15 protein-coding genes are annotated in these 19,110 nt (G+C 39.5%); 13 read left to right on the top strand and 2 right to left on the bottom strand.

Translation table 11 applies throughout. The annotated features are described in order from the left end of the window. Positions 1–109: 109 nt before the first annotated feature. A complete protein-coding gene (locus BLQ56_RS10140; protein ID WP_090853276.1) occupies positions 110–2,368 on the bottom strand; it encodes an MASE3 domain-containing protein in 2,259 nt (752 codons plus the stop codon). Positions 2,369–2,736: 368 nt separating this feature from the next. Beyond that, positions 2,737–3,186: an Lrp/AsnC family transcriptional regulator gene (locus BLQ56_RS10135; RefSeq protein ID WP_090853273.1), complete on the bottom strand. Its 450-nt coding sequence runs from the start codon at positions 3,184–3,186 to the stop codon at positions 2,737–2,739. 280 nt (positions 3,187–3,466) lie between these two features. On the opposite strand from BLQ56_RS10135, the gene BLQ56_RS10130 reads away from it, so the two are divergent. The 13 genes from BLQ56_RS10130 to mreB all read left to right on the top strand — a co-directional run bounded on the left by BLQ56_RS10130 (position 3,467) and on the right by mreB (position 19,106). Continuing rightward, complete coding sequence (locus tag BLQ56_RS10130) at positions 3,467–5,071, top strand: gamma-glutamyltransferase family protein (protein WP_090853956.1); 1,605 nt, start codon at positions 3,467–3,469, stop codon at positions 5,069–5,071. 50 nt (positions 5,072–5,121) lie between these two features. Further along, positions 5,122–5,688, top strand: coding sequence for a chromate transporter (locus BLQ56_RS10125; RefSeq protein WP_090853270.1), 567 nt, complete (start codon positions 5,122–5,124; stop codon positions 5,686–5,688). Then, on the top strand, positions 5,688–6,218 hold the full coding sequence (locus tag BLQ56_RS10120; RefSeq protein ID WP_090853267.1) for a chromate transporter: 531 nt from the start codon (positions 5,688–5,690) through the stop codon (positions 6,216–6,218). Before BLQ56_RS10125 ends, BLQ56_RS10120 begins: the two co-directional genes overlap by 1 nt. Before the next feature lie 78 nt (positions 6,219–6,296). After that, positions 6,297–6,899 (top strand): pyroglutamyl-peptidase I, encoded by a 603-nt coding sequence (locus BLQ56_RS10115; RefSeq protein WP_090853264.1) that lies wholly within the window; start codon positions 6,297–6,299, stop codon positions 6,897–6,899. Positions 6,900–6,931: 32 nt separating this feature from the next. Continuing rightward, positions 6,932–7,768, top strand: a complete 837-nt coding sequence (locus BLQ56_RS10110) for a DUF1028 domain-containing protein (RefSeq protein WP_090853261.1) — start codon at positions 6,932–6,934, stop codon at positions 7,766–7,768. A 603-nt stretch (positions 7,769–8,371) separates the two neighbouring features. Continuing rightward, positions 8,372–11,416, top strand: a complete 3,045-nt coding sequence (locus BLQ56_RS10105; protein ID WP_090853258.1) for an efflux RND transporter permease subunit — start codon at positions 8,372–8,374, stop codon at positions 11,414–11,416. Between the two features lie 638 nt (positions 11,417–12,054). Beyond that, positions 12,055–12,237, top strand: a complete 183-nt coding sequence (locus BLQ56_RS10100) for a hypothetical protein (RefSeq protein ID WP_090853256.1) — start codon at positions 12,055–12,057, stop codon at positions 12,235–12,237. A 105-nt stretch (positions 12,238–12,342) separates the two neighbouring features. After that, positions 12,343–12,645: a DUF4212 domain-containing protein gene (locus BLQ56_RS10095; protein WP_090853253.1), complete on the top strand. Its 303-nt coding sequence runs from the start codon at positions 12,343–12,345 to the stop codon at positions 12,643–12,645. A 99-nt stretch (positions 12,646–12,744) separates the two neighbouring features. Beyond that, positions 12,745–14,406 carry a sodium:solute symporter family protein gene (locus tag BLQ56_RS10090; RefSeq protein WP_090853250.1) on the top strand — a complete coding sequence of 554 codons (1,662 nt, stop codon included), beginning with the start codon at positions 12,745–12,747 and terminating at the stop codon, positions 14,404–14,406. Between the two features lie 217 nt (positions 14,407–14,623). Next, positions 14,624–16,489 carry a DUF294 nucleotidyltransferase-like domain-containing protein gene (locus tag BLQ56_RS10085; RefSeq protein WP_090853953.1) on the top strand — a complete coding sequence of 622 codons (1,866 nt, stop codon included), beginning with the start codon at positions 14,624–14,626 and terminating at the stop codon, positions 16,487–16,489. Positions 16,490–16,501: 12 nt separating this feature from the next. Then, positions 16,502–17,152, top strand: coding sequence for a 3'-5' exonuclease (locus tag BLQ56_RS10080; RefSeq protein WP_090853247.1), 651 nt, complete (start codon positions 16,502–16,504; stop codon positions 17,150–17,152). A 530-nt stretch (positions 17,153–17,682) separates the two neighbouring features. Then, positions 17,683–17,958, top strand: a complete 276-nt coding sequence (spoIIID, locus tag BLQ56_RS10075; protein ID WP_090853245.1) for a sporulation transcriptional regulator SpoIIID — start codon at positions 17,683–17,685, stop codon at positions 17,956–17,958. Positions 17,959–18,104: 146 nt separating this feature from the next. Then, positions 18,105–19,106, top strand: a complete 1,002-nt coding sequence (mreB, locus tag BLQ56_RS10070) for a rod shape-determining protein (protein ID WP_090853242.1) — start codon at positions 18,105–18,107, stop codon at positions 19,104–19,106. The last annotated feature ends 4 nt before the right edge of the window (positions 19,107–19,110 follow it).

The following is a 19,110-nucleotide window of genomic DNA, read 5'->3' as shown; positions in this document are numbered from 1 at the left end:
ATGGTCAGAGAGCTAAGTTTGTCCAATAAAAGTCTCTAATCACACAAAGCTTCTGGTCAATCATGGTGTTGATCACTTCGAGCTCGCGTCCCGAGGAGGTGGGCGCCTCTTATGCAAATAATTTATGATGCTCTTCATTTGGTAGGGGTAGTCGTATTTCTACGGTTGTTCCTACATTCTCTATACTGTCAAAATGAATTGTTCCTTTGTGTGCTTCAATAATGCGGAAGCTCACCATTAGTCCTAATCCAGTCCCTTTTTCCTTCAACGTATAGAAAGGCTCACCTAGTCTTGGGATAATTTCCGCTGGTATGCCAATGCCAGTATCTTTAATCCGAATCACGATATGGGTATGGTCAAGTTGATCAAGCTCGATCGTAAGAACACCTCCACAAGTCATTGCCTCAAACGAATTTTTAATCAAGTTAATTAATACTTGCTTTAATTGGTTTACATCACAATACACATTTGTAGTTGAGGTTTTAATATCAACAATAAGTTCAACATTATGGAGCAGTGACTGCGGTCCAGCAAATAAACTAATAGAGTGAATAAGTAGCTTTAAATCATAGATTTCATATTTTACAGCTTGTGGTTTCGCCACAACCATGAATTCATTTGTAATAGATTCTATACGATCTAGTTCGCTTAGCATGATATTAATAAAAGTCTGGTTCATTGGAGCAACACTTGAGCCTAATAGTTGTGTGAATCCTTTTAAAGTCGTAAGTGGGTTGCGTATTTCATGGGCAAGTCCTGCAGCTAGCTCACCAACGACCGCAAGCTTTTCTGATTTCTGCAAAAGCTCCTCAGCCTTTTTTAATGAAGTAATATCTAATGTTGAACCAATGACCTCAACGACCTTTCCATTGCGCTTCAGCGGTTTGTAAGTAACAAAAAGAATCAGGTTATTGAGTTCGATTTCATAAGACACATCCTCACCATTCCAGGCACGAGCATTGAATGGCTTAACTTGTTCGGCTATCTCTGGAGCAAAAACTTCTGTAGTAAGCTTCCCAACCACTTGTTCAGGTGTTAACCCCAACGCCTTAAGTAGCTTCCCTTCACATAGTGTGAAAAGATAACCTGAATTCACTTCTTTAAATTTGAAAAGAATCCCCTGTTGTCTTTTTACCAGTTCAATCCACTCTTGTTCAACCGCTCTAATTTTTTCTTCATTTAGAACTTGTTTCGTCACGTTTCTAGACACAATTACCGTATGAGAATGTCCGATACCCTCACGATTGACAGGGAAAGAGCTGTGTCTAATAAAGATTTTTTCCCCGTCCTTTTGCTGCGCGATTATTGGGGAATCTGATAGCGTTTTCCCATTCTGTATTTCGGCAAGCATCTTTTCAAAGGCATAGATATATTTAGGAAGTGCATCCTTAAGGCTAACGCCCACTACATCACTTTTTTTAAGATTGAAAACGGAAGTAAAACAATCATTCACCCGAACGATTTTCTTATTCTGATCGATAATCATGATGCTATCAGGAGTATTAAGGAAGACAGACTCTAATAAACCATTGGTAACTCTAAGGTTTGTTTCAGCCTCTGACTTTTGTCTGAAAGAAAGCAGTAGCTTGGAAAAATAAAAAAACTTGAATATATAAGCGTATCCTATTGCTTTAAAAATATGAGCGATTAGTATATTGATATCTGTGATACTAGTAAATTGAGTAATCATTATTTCGCATATAAAGAGATAGCTGAAGGCTAAAAGTAAGTCTAAATCAGTTGACTTTTTTGTTTTTAAATAATTGTTTGAAGCTAAAAAAATACAAATTAATAAAATTGAACTGATAAATAGTTCAAGTATATTCTTTAAGAGTGTTGGTGATTCGTTCTCGATCAGGAGTGGTAACTGATGTTCAAATTTAAAAATAATGAATGAGATAAAAAAAGTGTAAAAGAGAGTAACAGCAATAAATATCTTCCGGTTATGTACAGTTGATTCACGATTTTTAAAAGTAAAAAGAAAAAATAAAGAAAATGTAGCAGTTAATCGGGCGGCAATCCAAAACCATATTGTCTTTTCGCTCGAAGCTTCTGTGATAAAGTGAGGCATTCCTGGATAGGTCAAAATGTGTAATAAATCTAAGAACCCAACAGCAAAAAAGATGGAGGGAATCCAAAGTGTATGAATCGTTTTCGAATGATTATATGCATGCCAACCATAAGAACAGATGGAGAAACAGGCAAAAATACTAAATAACTCAAGGATAGTATGAATAGAAAAATGGTTCAGCCCTTGGTAACCCTCTGGTGCTGGGACGAAGAACAAATTGATTAAAATCACCAATACAACTGCCAAAAAGATATGAATGATTACTTCGGAGAACTTATTTGTGTGATTAATAGTCATCGATGCTACCCTTTCTCAGTAAGTTAGATGCTAGGCAATTAATAAATTCGACATGATTGTTAATAATCCTTTAAATTCTCTGAAAATAAAACAGAATTTCACGTGAACTAATTGGATGTGGGTATGCTTATTACTCATTAAACAACAAAGGGGCATAAGTATGGAAATGATTAATTGTAAAAAGTCCTTCATCGAGTTGATAAAGGACAAAATCTAGTATGCTAAATAAGAAAGATGAAAGACAAAAGTAGGTGGGGCTGGTGTTAAAATGTCTTTCATCAAGCCGAAATAGAGGTGCGAACCCTAAGAATCCTAGCCCGGGACAAAATCTATCCCGCGGGTGGTGCCAGGCACCGCCTATTCCCCTCTTATAACTTTAACCCCGTCCGACTCTTAAATCTTCTTAATAGGATATGGCTTTCAACTCTTGTAATGCCTTCTAGGCTGTATAATTCCTCATTTATAAAAGATTCTAGTTTTGAAAAGTCTTCGACAAGGACATGCATATGGAGCGTGCTTGGTCCTGTCATTTGGTAACAGCTTGCGACTTGGGGGTTGTTGGCCAAGGCTTCTGCTACTGCAACAAGTGAGGCTGGTTCACAATCTACCTCAAAGAACGCGGAGACGCCTTTGCCGAGTTTCTCAGAATTAATAACGACAGAAAACTTCTCGATTACACCGTTGTCCATCAGCTGATTAACCCTCTCACGAATGGACACTCTTGATAAACCTAATTCTTTTCCAATATCCACATATGACATTCGGCCATTTTCAGTTAGTAATTGTAATATTTTTTTATCCGTATCATCCAGTCTCATCCGACTCACCACTTTATTATGTAATCATGAACCTATCTTATCGTACATGATCAATGAGAATCAACATGAACATGATCAGGCTGTTCACATTGTTGTTCTCCACATACCCGAAATAAGATATTTTCATAATTTACTAAATTTGTGGAAATATACTGTCTACTCGGGTTATAATCTATTTTGAGAAACGATGTTACGTTTGTTAGTCATAAAAGAATAATCGCTTTACAAATGAATAAATACATAGTCAATAAAATACAATGTGGAGGTAGTATGAATGAAAATGGATTACTTAAATCACCCTTACTCATCTCAACGGATGACAACTTTTGCGAAGAATGGAATGGTCGCAACTTCACAGCCATTAGCTGCTCAAGCAGGACTTGATATTATGAAAAAAGGTGGAAATGCGATTGATGCAGCAATTGCAACAGCGGCAGCATTAACGGTTGTTGAGCCAACATCAAATGGTATTGGTGGAGATGCATTTGCTTTAGTATGGGTAAAAGGTGAATTGCATGGCCTAAATTCAAGTGGTCCATCCCCGAAAAATATCTCGATTGAAGCAATAAAGGAACGTGGTCATGAATCTATGCCAAAGTTCGGTCTGATTCCGGTAACCGTTCCTGGAATTCCAGCAGCATGGGCTGCGTTATCAAAACGTTTTGGAAAACTTCCTCTAACAGAGGTGTTGCAGCCAGCAATTGAGTATGCTGAAAAAGGGTATCCGGTTTCACCAACATTAGGTAAGTTCTGGAAAGGTGCATACAATGCTTATAAGAAGCTATGCACTGGTGATGAGTATCAAGGATGGTTTGATACATTTGCACCAGACGGACGTCCACCAGAGATTGGTGAAATGTGGAGTTCAGAAGGTCATGCGAGCACCCTACGTGCGATTGCCGAAACAAATGCTGAAAGCTTTTACCGAGGCGAGTTAGCTGAGAAGATTTCTGCTTTTTCTAAGGAACATAACGGGTTTATTACTGCTGAAGATTTAGCTGCTTATGAGCCAGAATGGGTGGATCCGATTTCAGTGAACTATCGTGGCTATGATGTGTGGGAAATTCCGCCGAATGGTCAAGGGCTAGTTGCCTTGATGGCACTGAATACGTTAAAAGGGTTCGAATTGAATGAGAAAGAATCAGTTGATACGTACCACAAACAAATCGAAGCGATGAAGCTAGCATTTGCCGATGGAAAAAAATATATTACAGATCCAAAAGAAATGTCGACGTCTGTAGCCCAACTTTTATCAGAAGAATTTGCTGAGCAAAGACGTAGTTTAATAGGTGATGAAGCAGTGACACCAGAGCCAGGAACGCCTCCAAGTGGTGGGACGGTTTACTTAGCGACTGCTGATTCAGAAGGAAATATGGTTTCGTTTATCCAAAGTAACTATATGGGCTTTGGTTCTGGGGTTGTTGTTCCTGGAACTGGAATTGGCTTACAAAACCGAGGACATGACTTCTCGCTCGATCCTACACATGAGAATGCATTAAAGCCTGGTAAAAAGACCTATCATACGATTATTCCAGGATTTTTAACGAAAGACGGAGAAGCTGTTGGACCATTTGGCGTAATGGGTGGTTATATGCAGCCACAAGGTCATGCACAGGTTGTCATGAATACAGTTGACTTCCATATGAATCCGCAAGCGGCACTTGATGCGGCTAGATGGCAGTGGGTGGAAGGGAAGAAGATTCAAGTGGAGCATAGCTTCCCACAGCATATCGCGCAAGCATTGGCCCGTAAAGGACACCAAATTGAGGTATCCCTAGATAGTGGCGGCTTTGGTCGTGGACAAATCATTTGGAGAAATCCTGAAACAGGTGTACTATCAGGTGGAACAGAATCAAGAACTGATGGATCAGTTGCTTCTTGGTAAAATAAGTGAAGTGATGAGGGGTCGCTCTCAGGTAGAAAAGGATTGATTTTATGAAACAGTACCATTTGTTTTTGGCTTTTTTTCGAGTAGGAATCTTGGGGTATGGAGGAGGCCCGTCCTCAATTCCTCTTGTTCATAAGGAAGTCGTTGAAAAATATAGCTGGATGGATAATGATGAATTTTCAGATGTGTTAGCTCTTGGCAATACATTACCAGGGCCGATTGCGACGAAAATGGCTGGTTATATTGGCTACCGTGTCGGTGGAATTCTAGGGATGATTAATGCTATTGTGGCAACCATCGTTCCAACCATTATATTAATGATTATCCTCTTAACATCATTAGCATCATTCAAGGATTTGGCATGGGTAGGTGGGATGACCAAGGCGGTTGTTCCGGTTGTAGGTGTGATGCTAGCAGTTTTAACATGGCAATTCATTGATAATGCCAAAAAAGGGTTAGGCTGGTTAAAAGCGGTGATTCTAGGTGTGGCGAGTTTAGTGTTATTGCAGGTTTTTCATGTGCATCCAGGAATCTTAATTGCCGTTCTTTTAATAGCCGCACTTGTGCAAAAGGATAAAAAAGAAGAACCGGAGAAGAAAGGAGGAACTGCGTAATGATCTATTGGCAGCTATTTCTCGCATTCTTTCTTCCAGGTATTTTAGGGTATGGTGGAGGACCGGCGTCGATTCCACTTGTTGAAAATGAAGTCGTGGGTACTTATGGTTGGTTGACTGTTAATGAATTTAGTGAGGTGCTTGCAATCGGTAATGCTCTTCCAGGACCGATCGCGACAAAAATGGCAGGGTATATCGGCTTTCAAGAGGCTGGTGTATTAGGTGCTATTGTGGCAACCTTTGCAACTGTTGCACCTTCACTTATACTAATGATTGGATTATTAGGTCTTTTATATAAGTTTAAGGATTCGCCAAAGGTAAAGCGAATGACCAATTACATACGTCCGACAATTGGGGTTTTACTTGGGGTAATGGCTTATAACTTCTTTGCTGAATCATATGCTGGAGCTGGGGTCTATCAAACTATTTTCTTAGTGGTAGCAAGTTATTTATTAATGGAAAAATGGAAGGTACATCCGGCCTATGTGATTGTAGGGGCATTAGTATATGGAGCGGTTTTTTTAGCATAAATGACAGTAGAAAAAATGGTCAGATTCCTATAGGGGTCTGACCTGAATACTATTTTCTCAGGAAAGAAGGTGTGCATATTGAAGAAATTATTATTAACGGGCTTTGTTCCATTCTTGGACAATCCTATTAATCCGACAGAGGAAATTGTCAAAGCGTTAGAAGGGCAAGAAATTGGGAATTATGAAGTAGTGGGTCGTATTTTACCAGTCGATTTCTCAGAGTCAGCGGTTCAATTGGAGACGTATATGGATGAAGTGAAACCAGATGTTGTGATGTCTCTTGGCCTTGCAGCTGGGCGGACGAAGATTACACCTGAGCGAATCGCGATTAATTGCCGTGATGGTGCTGAGGATAATCAAGGTGTGAAGCTTCAGGACGCACTGATTGACGAAGATGGACCAGCAGGCTATTTTTCAAGCTTACCTATACGTAAATTCGTGGATACATTAAATGAATCAGGGTTTCCGGCAACGATTTCTAATACCGCTGGAACATACCTTTGCAATAATGTGATGTATGCTGCATTGCAGAAAATTGAGAGAGAAAACTTAGCGATGAAAGCAGGCTTCGTTCATATTCCAGCATCCCACAGGTTAGCAGTTCAGAATCCGAAATTACCAAGCTGGTCAAGTCGGGATTTGGAAGAAGCGGTTGTTGAGATGATTAAGGTGCTAGATTAATTTTAGAATAGAATAGATTAGGAGGAATGTTCATGACATTTTCAATTGTTGGTTTTGATCCGGAAACAAAGGAGTTAGGAATTGCTGTACAATCAAAGTTCTTAGGTGTAGGCGCGGTCGTTCCTTGGGCAAAAGCGGGTGTGGGGGCAGTGGCGACACAATCTTATGCAAACACGACTTATGGACCTAATGGCCTTGAATTAATGGCTGGTGGAAAATGTGCACAAGAAACGGTAGATCAGCTTGTGAGTGAGGATGAGGATCGTGATTTTAGACAGGTAGGGATTGTTGATGGGAATGGGAATGCAGCAACCTTTACTGGCTCAAAGTGCTATGACTGGGCAGGTGGAATTACAGGGAAGAATTATGCTGCACAAGGAAACATTCTTGTTGGAGAGGAAACTGTACTAGCAATGGGTCGTACGTTTGAGCAAACACAAGGCTCATTAGCAGAGCGGTTGCTGAAAGCACTGGACGCTGGCCAAGAAGCGGGTGGAGATAGCCGTGGCATGCAATCAGCTTCCTTACTTGTTGTAAAAGAAAAAGGCGGGTACGCTGGCTATAATGATCGTTTCATTGACGTGCGTGTCGACGACCATCCTGATCCGATTAAAGAATTGATTCGAGTCTATGAACTACAGCAGCTATACTTTGCACCACCAAGACAAGAAAACATTGTCGACATTACGGGTGAAGTTAAGTCTGAATTAGCAGAGCAACTTAAAAGACTTGGTTACTTGAATGAGGAGTCAGAAGAAGCACTTTATGCAGCGTTAACAACCTATATCCACACCGAAAATTTCGAGGCGCGTGAGCTTGAAAAGGGTAAGTTAGATAAGGATCTTTTGACATATATGAAAAAACAATAAGAGCGGGGAGAGTGTGAAATCATAGTGGATTTCATACTCTTTTTTTGTGTGCGGGCGGGCGAGTGATGAAAGACAAAATCCGGATGAGTATTGGGAAAAAGTCTTTCATGAGGCTGATGAAGGACAAAATTGAATAGTTCAGTAGAAAAAAGTCTTTCATGAGGCTGATGAAGGACAAAATTGAATAGTTCAGTAGGAAAAAGTCTTTCATGAGGCTGATGAAAGACAAAATGGATGAGTTCAATAGGAAAAAGTCTTTCATGAGGCCGATGAAAGACAAAATCGAATAGTTCAACAAGAAAAAGTCTTTCATAAAGCCGATGAAGGACAAAATCAATTAGTTCAAAAGAAAAAAGTCTTTCATAAACCGCCTGCGGGACAGATTAAGTCCCGCATTTGGTGCCTGGCACCGAGAGAGGTGGCACCGAGAGAGGGTCTTAACCCTTGATACGACGGGGGTCTGATGTGTGTATAAGCCTCTAGATGTATTTTTGTTATTTTATTGTAAAAATAGAGATTTTATCCAATTATTGCTATATAATCACATCTTGGATAGAGCAAAAAATTTCGAGTAGGTTTAGCACATATAAGGGGGAAGACGGTTTGAGTTTAATAAGGTTTATTGTCCAGAGAAAGATACTTGTTGGGTTAATGGTTGTGTTAGTGGTGTTTGTTGGAAGCTTTGCAATGATGAGATTAGATAAGGAACTTTTTCCAGGACTTGAGTTTGATGGAGCATACGTCGAAATTGATGCAGGTGATATGCAGGCCGTAGAAGTGGAACGAACGATTACGACACCGCTAGAACAAAGCATTCAAGCGATGGATGGAATTGAGAGTATAAACAGTACAACATATATTGGTTCAACTTCGATCCAGGTTGCGTTTGAGCGTGGACGTGGGGAGGAGTTGTTCAAGGAACTAGAATCAATTGTTAATACTTCAACCGCTGATATGTCAGGGATTAAGGATGTCCTAGCTGGCAGAGTTGGAATGAATGCGAGTTATGAATTCTTTATGGATGTAACAGGGGAAGATATGGATCAGATTACTAGTTTCGCGAAAAACACGCTAGAGCCGAGACTAGAGGAGCTGCCAGAAGTGCGAGATGTTTCACTTGGTGGCATTCAAGAATATGAGATAAGCATTGCTTTTGACCGTGAAAAAGTAGTGGAAAATGGGCTAGACGTTACACAGGTTATTGGCCTGATTCAACAGAGTAATACCGAAGCAACTTTAGGTGAATTAAGTGGAGAAAATGACTCACCTACGATTCGCTGGAACACGAAGTTGGAAGAAATAGAACAAGTAAAAGCAATTAAAGTTCCTACTCAAACGGGGTTTATTGCTCTTGATGAAGTGGCAAATGTGACATTAGAGCCAGTAGAAAGTTCATCATTTGTTTGGAAAAATGGATCCAAGGATTTCATTTTTGTCCAAATTGGGCGAGTGTCAGATGTGACTCAAATTGAAATGGCAGCTGCTATTCGTGAAGAGCTTAAAAACATTAAGGATGAAGGTCTAGTTGAGGGCTTTGAACTGAATGAAATGGTTGCACAAGCGGATTATGTTCAGGAGTCAATTGATGGAGTCGCTAGTAATATTTTAATAGGAGGAATAATTGCCGTTATCATTCTTCTCCTATTTTTACGAAATGTAAGAGCGACATTAATCGTTGGATTATCGATCCCAACGTCAGTCCTTTTAACATTTGCAATGATGTGGTTGTTTGACTATAGCTTCAATATTTTAACATTAGTAGGGCTAGGGTTAGGGATTGGGATGATGGTCGATTCCTCAATTGTTATCTTAGAATCTATTTATCGCAAAAAAGAACAAGGGTTAAAGAGCTTGGAGGCAGTTGTTGAAGGAACAAGGGAAGTCGCAACAGCCGTTATTTCATCGATGCTTACGACCATTGTTGTGTTTCTACCGATTGGATTAATTGGTGGAGAAATGGGTCAATTCATGATCATTTTATCGATGGTTGTTGCGATTACATTAATTAGCTCAGTCATTGTCTCCTTTACAGTCATTCCATCTCTTTCTGAAAAGTTTTTAAGGTTCAAAGCACCTAAAAAGCAAAAGGAAGATGGACGTTTAATGCGTGTTTATAGTAAGGTCGTAGGCTGGACGGTAAAGAAAAAGCGTTATAGCTTAGCTATTGTTGCGGCATTTTTCATCATGTTTGCTGGATCACTTGCATTGATTACAAAAATACCAATGTCAATTATGCCAGATGTTTTTAATCGCTATAATGAAATCCTTTTAGATGTGGAATCAGGCCTTTCTTTAGAGGATAAAGAAAAGCTAGTTCAAGATATCAATAGCACGCTTTCATCAATTGAAGATGTTGAATCAAGCTATGTGATGGATAATGGGAGTATGCTGTATACGATCGTGAATATGACAAAAGGCGACGACATCACGAGAGAACAAAAGGAAATCAATGAAGAAATCATGAGTTCATTAAGAGAGCTTGCAGAAACGACGCCGATTGAAAATGTAGCAAGTGCAATGACAGGTGGAGGCGGATCTCCTGTTCAAGTGAATATTAAGGGTGAGAGCTTTGAAGAATTAACGGTAATCGCAGACGATTTTATCACAGAGCTGGAAGAGATTGATGGAATCGTAGGTGTGAAGAATACAATTGAACGAACGTCTATCGAGCAAGTGATTGAGTTAAAGACAGAAGCAATTGAAGATGCTGGATTAACCGACATGCAATTGAAGCAATATATTGAACAGTCATTTTTACAGATGCCAGTAGGAGAAGTAGCGTCTGAAGAAGAAACACTTCCTCTTATTGTAAAATGGGACGGTGCTGTTAAAACACAGTCAGATTTATTGGACGTTGAAATTCCAACAAAATCTGGTATGCAGGAGCTTTCTACTTTTATCAGCTTAAAAAATACAAATACACCTAATGAGATTACACATACAGATGGGGAGCGTTTCATCTCGATTTCTGCAGATATTGAAGACAAAGACTTAGGAAGCATTAACCGTGAAGTTCAAAAGCTAATTGAGGAATTTGAATCACCGGCTGGTTATAGTGTGGCAGTCGCTGGGGATTTAGAGCAGCAGCAAGAATTAATGCAGGAAATGATTTTCGTCCTAGCAATTGCGATTTTCCTCGTGTACTTGGTTATGGCTGTTCAATTTAATCATTTAATACATCCGATTGTTGTCATGTCCGTTATTCCAATGACCATTGTCGGTGTGATCTTAGGGTTATTCTTAACACAGCGTGAATTAAGTATTATGTCAGGGATGGGTATCGTGATGCTAATTGGAATCGTGTTAAACAATGCGATTCTTCTTATCGATCGAACCAATCAGCTTCGCAGGGAAGGATTCTCGATTGAAGACGCGCTCGTAGAAGCAGGGATCAACCGGATTCGCCCAATCTTCATGACCACTTTAACGACGGTCGGGGGAATGCTTCCGCTAGCACTAGCAACAGGAACATCAGGAAATTACCAAGCACCAATGGCAACCGTCATTATCTCAGGCTTACTATTTGCAACCTTTATTACACTCTTACTTATTCCAGCAGTGTATCGCCTGTTATCTTCTTCTGGTAAAAAGAAAGGGCAAAAGAAAAAGAAAGAAGACGAACTTGAACAAACAGAAGCGGCGAGTTAAGGATAGAATTGAATTATCCCACTTTTTTGGTGCCAGGCACCTAAAGTGGGACTTTTTTTGTCCCGGACATGGGTGTTTAGGGCCGTAGGGGATTATGGGGGGAATGCTTTCATCGGGGATGATGAAAGACAAAATCTGAGCGGACTAGGGAAGAAAAGTCTTTCATGAGAGTGATGAAGGACAAAATTGAATGGGATAAGAAGAAAAAGTCTTTCAGGAGGCTGATGAAAGACAAAATTGAGTGGAGTAAGAAGAAAAAGTCTTTCATGAGGGCGATGAAGGACAAAATCGAATAGATTAAAAGAAAAAAGTCTTTCATCAATCTATTAAAAGCAAATCGACTATTCCAACAAGACAAATCGTTAATCAAAATTAGCCTGTGGGACATTTAATGTCCCTCGATTGGTGCCTGGCACCAAAAATGCAAGAATTGTAGAAATTTATGGAAATTTTATGTGTCCAATAGTATTGACGAGTTGAAAGATTCAACGCATAATAAGATTATTGAATTTTATAAAAATTTACCAAATGTTCACAAAATTTTTTTGAGAGGTTATGACAACGCTTTCAACCAATGGTAAGTGACATGAAACTCAATCAATAATGACTCAAAACAACTAAAGGAGGTAATTCCCCAGGTGATACCCTTTATTATTATTCTACTAGTAGCTGGTGTGAGTCTATTTGCAGCATTCAAGAAAAAGCGCCCGATCCTCCTTGCAGTACCGTTTCTATCAATCTTTCTATACTTCGTTGTTGAAGTCATCATGTTTCCTGCACCCATTCTTGACACAATTAAATTCATATTTAACTTAAGATAAATGTGAAAAAGAAAGTAAAGGTGGTGATCGTTACAACAATTTCCCGCGTATATTCGTCCAAACCCTGTATCTAAATAAGCAATTACACTGTGGAGGTGGCCTTGATTGAAGAAAATTGAGAAGAAAGTAGCAGATTCTTATTTTCGTGAGAGAACTAGAAATATTGTTATTTATTTAATCATTTGGTTTATTGTATCATTTGGAGTTGTCTTTTTTGCAGAAGGCTTAAGTTCTATAACGTTTAATGGCTTTCCATTCCATTACTTTATGGGCGCTCAAGGGGCTGTAGTGACATTCATTGTTTTACTTTTCATTAATGCAAAGCTTAGCGATAAAATTGATCAGAAATATGGAATTGATGAAAGTAAGAATGAACAAATTAGCTCTGGTAAGGTGTTTGATCATTGAGGGTTATTTTTAAAAAACGTCAGTTAAAAACGAAATTATCATTTATTTATAAAAAGTAATGAATGAACATTCAATCACCACGTATAAAAGGGGGATAACATGGATACACAATTTTTGGTCTCATTATCTATTATTTTAGCTACATTTGCTTTATACATTGGGATTGCGGTTTATAATAAAGCAAAAGCTACGTCAGATTTCTATGTAGCCAGTCGTGGGGTTCCACCAATTTTTAACGGAATGGCCATTGGGGCTGACTGGATGAGTGCGGCTTCCTTTATTGGGATGGCAGGGACAATCATGTTGCTTGGATATGATGGACTTGCATATATTATGGGGTGGACAGGTGGTTATCTCCTTTTAACATTCCTATTGGCGCCACAGCTGAGAAAGTACGGTCGTTATACGGTTCCTGAATTTATTGGAGATCGTTATAACAGTCATACTGCCCGGATTATTGCGGCAATCTGTACGATCATTATCAGTTTTACATACTCCATCGGCCAATTATCTGGATCAGGGGTTGTAATCGGTCGTCTTTTTGAAATCGATGCGAAGCTTGGAACAATGATTGGGGTAGTTCTTATTGCCTTCTATGCAGCGTTCGGTGGAATGAAAGGGATTACATGGACGCAAGTAGCTCAATACATTATTTTAATTATTGCCTACTTAATCCCCGTTATATTCATGTCACTTCAAATCACAAATAACCCAGCTCCTTGGTTATCTTATGGAAAAATTGTTGGGGAAATGGGTGAGCTTGATCGACAGCTCGGAATATCGGAGTACTTTGCACCATTTACGAATGGAACAAAGTGGCAGTTTCTAGCACTGATGTTTACGTTGATGGCAGGTACTGCTGGACTTCCACACGTAATTGTTCGTTTCTACACAGTATCTACGATGAAAGCGGCTCGTTGGTCAGGGGCTTGGGCGCTATTATTCATTGGTTTACTATACTTATCAGCACCGGCTTATGCTGCGTTTTCACGTTTTATTTTAATGAAAAATGTCGTTGGACAGAAGATTTCAGAGCTACCTGCATGGACGACTACTTGGGTCAATACTGGGAAACTATCAGTTGCAGATACAAATGGGGATGGAATCCTGCAATGGCAAGAGCTAACAATCTCAAATGACATTGTGGTTATGGCAACACCGGAAATTGCGAACTTAGGCGTGTTTGTTATCGGTTTGGTTGCAGCTGGAGCGATGGCGGCGGCATTATCAACAGCGGGTGGATTAATGCTTGCGATTTCATCTTCTTTTGCACATGATATCTATTACCGGGTGCTAAGACCTCATGCATCTGAAAAAAATCGTTTAAGTGTCGCGCGTTGGACAATTGCAATTGCGACATTGTTAGCTGGATTAATTGCACTTAATCCTCCTGGAGCGATTACGCAAATTGTTGCATGGGCCTTTGCACTAGCATCTGGAACCTTCTTTCCTGCACTCCTACTTGGTGTTTGGTGGAAGCGATCTAACGCAAAGGGTGTTACGGCAGGAATGCTAGTAGGTCTTGCGGTCACGTTAACCTATATCTTTGCTGCAAAATACGGTGGCTTTACGATTGCCGGAATCATTGATACAGGCGCAGGTGTGTTTGGTGCAGTAGCTGCCATTATTACAAACGTGGTTGTATCATTATCAACAGCGGCACCGTCACAAGACATTCAGGACGAAGTCGTAGACCTTCGCTACCCTGAGCAAATGACCTTCAAAGATGGCGAAGTATGGTTGAAAGACGAAAATCTATAAAATTAACTAACCGGGATTGGTGCCAGGCACCGTCGGTGGGACATAAACGGTCCCGTTTAAGGTGCCTGGCACCATCAAAGGCACCATCAATCGGCACCAAAGAGTAGACCCCAATTTTCTTGGGGTCTAGCTTTGTTTAAAAAGGTTCTACTACTGTTCTAACTTGAGTACTCTTTCAAAGGGGATTTTAAAGAAGAAGGTGAACATTTTGTTATCGATGGACGAATTATATGAAAGAGTAAAAGGTCATCCATTTTTTGCAGGAATCGGTAAGGAACGTGCGATAGAGCTTCTTGGAGACTGTGTGCAGTTTACATATAAACAAAGGGAAATTATTTTTCATGCAAATAAGAAAAGGGAAGGTTTACTTTTGCTACTTTCTGGTATGGCAGAGGTTTATGTTGAAGCGGCAAATGGGAGAGAGGAAGTGCTAGAAGTTGTTGGGCAAGGTGAATTAATTGGGTTCTCAAGCCTAGCTGACTTTTTGGGGGTATCAGAATGGAAGCCCTCAGAACAAATGGTAGAGGTGCGCGCAACAGAACAGGTGAAAGCACTATTGCTTCCTTTTAAAATGATCTCAAAACGCTGGGATGACCAAGTGGTTCATGATTATCTTTTAACACAGGTTACCAGAAGGCTTAAGGATGTGTACAATTCACTAGCTGAACAGGTTAAGATGTCAAGGCAGTTTGGAGATCCTGACACCATTGTGATAAGAGTTCAGGACTTAATGTCTTCACCAGTTGTCACAGTTTCACCCACTACTTCAGTAAGAGATGTTGCGAAGTTAATGAGTAAAAATCGTTCAAGTTCAGCTATTGTCGTAGAAGAGGAACAACTCTTAGGAATCATAACAGAGCGTGATTTAGTTGATCGAGTACTTTCTGCAGGAAAACCTTCTACTATAGAAGCTTCTGAAATCATGACAGAAAATCCGATCACCATATCCAAGCTTTCTTACTATTATGATGCCCTGTCGACCTTAATACTGAACGGAATTAAGCATCTTCCAGTTATGGATGGTGGCAAGGTGGTTGGAATCGTTACTCTATCAGATCTTCTTCGTAAAAAAAATGAAAACATGATGAAAACAATTCAAACGATCGAAACCGCTGATGAAACAACACTACCTAAAATTGAAGCCGCCCTATATGAAGTTCTACAGACATTAATTGAAGGAAATGTTCCAACTTTTCATCTGCTTGAAATCATGACAAGACTTAATGACCGAATAGTCGTTCGTTGTGTAGAGCTTGGGATTGAATCAATGAGGGTTCCTCCACCTTGTGGATTTTGTTTATACCAAATGGGGAGCAGTGGACGAGCAGAGCAATTTTTGTTAACAGATCAAGACCACTTTCTAGTCTATGAAAATAAACAAGAGGAACCTTATTTTGCAAAATTCACAAATGAACTTGTTCGCCTCTTGGAATTAGCTGGATACACAAGATGCAAGGGTAGAATGATGTCGAACTTTTCGAAGTGGAGAGGTGATGTTTCGACATGGGCGGAACGGGTTAGGAGTTGGTCAATTCAAGCCACCAATGAAAATCTCTTACTAGCACAAAACTTCTTTTCCTATCGAAAGGTTTACGGAGATTCTCATCTCCATCTCCTTTTTGAAAAAGGACTTAGTGAGCAATTAGTTAAAGGGAAAATTTTACTATATCGATTAACTGAGCTAGAAAGAGAGAATGGGATCCCAACTTTAGAGCAGCCAATTCGCTCATTATTTGGCTTACAGAGAAAGCATATTGATATGAAAAAAGAGATTCTATTTCCAATCCACCACAGCCTTCAGATTCTAGCGCTTAAACATGGAATAACATCAGGTACACCAGTTGATCGAATCAATAGATTAGTAGAGTTAAATGCTCTATCATCTTCGTTTGGTAGTGATCTAAAACTAGCGATCCAGGAGCTGCTCAAAATCTATGTCGAACAGAGATGCTATCAATATAAAAACAATCAGGAACTGACTTCACTATTAGACTTTACACATCTAACGACTCGTGAAAAAGAAATTCTTACGTTAAGTCTTAAGACGGTAAGAGAATTGCAACAGCTTGTGTTATTACAATAAGGGGGGATTTCTATTTTTTTTAAGCGATTTCCACAAATCCCATTTGAATTAAACAATCATGTTCCATTAAATACACCAATTGAAGAGTTGCATTTTACTGTGTTTGACACTGAAACAACTGGGTTTGATATTGCTACAACAGACCGATTAATTGAAATTGCTTCTGTTCAAGTACAGGATTTAAAGGTACTAGAAGATGGGAAATTTCAGACATATGTAAACCCTAACCGACAAATTTCTCGGGAAATAACGGAGTTGACACATATTTCTGACACTGATGTCAAGGATGCTCCATTAGCGTTAGATGCAATTAAGTCCTTCTTTAACAATGTGAATGAACATCATAGTGTTTGCTTAGTGGGACACTATGTTTCGTTTGACATGCTGGTGTTAAAAAATGAACTCAAACGAAGTAAGCTAGGGTTAAAAAAACAACAAACCATCGATACACTTGATTTGATTGGATTTATTGCACCTTCCTATGACATGAGGGACTTGCATAAATACGCAAGAGCATTTAACTCCAGAATTTATGAGCGTCATACAGCATTAGGAGACTCATTAACAACTGCATACTTATTTATCGAGCTGCTTCACCACTTTAAAGATAGAGGCCTTCATACATGGGGAGACCTATTACGAGCAACAGAAAATCGATTGTGATACGGGACGGTTCTCACGTCTCGTTTTCAATGAGACATGAGAACCGTCCCGATGTTTTCTATCTATATAGATGTGGGGAGTCTTACTTAGTTAGAAGTTCTGTTTGGTGTAACATTACTTGAAACTACTTGATCGCGGTCAAAATGAGACGCGAGAACCGTCCCCAATTAAATTTTTTTTATTTTTTTCGGATTTGTTTTGCTTTTACCACTTTATGGGTGGAATATCCAAGCGTACCATGCGTGTACAAGTATTGAGGAATCATTAAAAAAACCGGAATAATTGTACTATTTTCAAAAAAATCTAAATAAATCCCTTGTCCCTCTTGACTTTATTAGCATAATCCCTCAACCAAGCTAATAAAATGTTACAAACCTAACAAAGAGAGTGTTTGAGGTGAGGAATCGTATATCGTCTTCGAAGATCTAGCAATGCTATCCTGCCAACGATCGAAATAATATCACTTGTCGTTGAAGCATGAGCGAGTCTCATTTCACACTTCTCACATCCATATAGGGAGGGCGAGTAGTGTGCACGATTACATCAAAGAGCGTACTATCAAGATTGGAAAGTATATCGTAGAGACAAAGAAAACGGTTCGCGTTATAGCGAAGGAGTTTGGAGTTTCCAAAAGTACTGTCCACAAAGATTTAACCGAGAGACTACCTGAAATAAACCCAGAACTAGCTAACGAAGTGAAAGACATTCTTGATTACCATAAATCGATCCGCCATTTGCGTGGAGGAGAAGCTACAAAATTAAAATATAAACGTGAAGATGTAGAGGAGGAAACCGTACAGTCATAAGGGTTCTTAGTGCTTTCTAGCTGGTCGACAAAATTCCGCATTATTTTTTTACAAAATTACCTATTATTTTGCATTTTATGATACAATATATAATTAGGAAAATAATGTGCATTGACCAGTGTAGATGCAAGGAGGAAAGTAACAGGATGTTAGCTAGAGATATCGGAATTGATCTAGGGACCGCGAACGTGCTGATCCATGTAAAAGGAAAAGGAATTGTCTTAAACGAACCATCTGTCGTAGCAATTGACCGAAATAGTGGAAGAGTATTAGCGGTTGGTGAAGAAGCGAGGCGCATGGTTGGACGTACTCCTGGGAATATTGTTGCGATTCGCCCATTAAAGGACGGCGTCATTGCAGATTTTGATGTAACAGAAGCAATGTTAAAACATTTTATTAATAAATTAAATGTAAAAGGATTCTTATCAAAACCACGCATTTTAATATGCTGCCCTACAAATATTACGTCTGTTGAACAAAAGGCGATTCGTGAAGCCGCAGAAAAAAGTGGTGGGAAGAAGATCTTTTTGGAGGAAGAACCAAAAGTAGCTGCAATTGGAGCTGGTATGGATATCTTTCAACCAAGTGGAAATATGGTAGTAGATATTGGCGGTGGAACGACTGATGTTGCCGTATTATCAATGGGCGATATTGTCACCGCCTCTTCCATTAAAATGGCAGGGGACAAGTTTGATGCTGAAATTTTAAGTTATATTAAAAGAGAGTACAAGCTATTGATCGGTGAGAGAACAGCAGAAGACATCAAAATTAAAGTAGCGACAGTTTTCCCAGGCGCGCGTCAAGAAGAAATTGATATTCGCGGAAGAGACATGGTTACTGGATTGCCAAGAACGATTACTGTTCGGTCAAACGAGATTGAAAAAGCACTACGTGAATCAGTAGCTGTTATTGTACAAGCCTCAAAAAGTGTACTCGAACGTACACCACCAGAGCTTTCTGCAGATATTATTGACCGCGGAGTCATTCTAACTGGCGGTGGAGCATTGTTACACGGCATTGATCAACTATTAGCGGACGAGCTAAGAGTACCAGTTCTTATCGCAGAAAATCCGATGGAATGTGTGGCGATCGGTACAGGAATCATGTTAGAGAATTTAGATCGTATTTCAAACCGAAAATTTTTATAAGTAA

Origin of the sequence: Litchfieldia salsa, from assembly GCF_900104555.1 — a bacterium.
Lineage (GTDB): Bacteria > Bacillota > Bacilli > Bacillales > Bacillaceae_L > Litchfieldia > Litchfieldia salsa.
Note: the sequence above shows the minus strand (reverse complement) of the source record. Positions and strands in the feature narration are given on the sequence as shown.

Coding starts and splice junctions, on each gene's coding strand:
- BLQ56_RS10140 (WP_090853276.1), bottom strand. CDS start 2,368: ATGACTATTAATCACACAAATAAGTTCTCCGAAGTAATCATTCATATC.
- BLQ56_RS10135 (WP_090853273.1), bottom strand. CDS start 3,186: ATGAGACTGGATGATACGGATAAAAAAATATTACAATTACTAACTGAA.
- BLQ56_RS10130 (WP_090853956.1), top strand. CDS start 3,467: ATGGATTACTTAAATCACCCTTACTCATCTCAACGGATGACAACTTTT.
- BLQ56_RS10125 (WP_090853270.1), top strand. CDS start 5,122: ATGAAACAGTACCATTTGTTTTTGGCTTTTTTTCGAGTAGGAATCTTG.
- BLQ56_RS10120 (WP_090853267.1), top strand. CDS start 5,688: ATGATCTATTGGCAGCTATTTCTCGCATTCTTTCTTCCAGGTATTTTA.
- BLQ56_RS10110 (WP_090853261.1), top strand. CDS start 6,932: ATGACATTTTCAATTGTTGGTTTTGATCCGGAAACAAAGGAGTTAGGA.
- BLQ56_RS10090 (WP_090853250.1), top strand. CDS start 12,745: ATGGATACACAATTTTTGGTCTCATTATCTATTATTTTAGCTACATTT.
- BLQ56_RS10085 (WP_090853953.1), top strand. CDS start 14,624: ATGGACGAATTATATGAAAGAGTAAAAGGTCATCCATTTTTTGCAGGA.
- mreB (WP_090853242.1), top strand. CDS start 18,105: ATGTTAGCTAGAGATATCGGAATTGATCTAGGGACCGCGAACGTGCTG.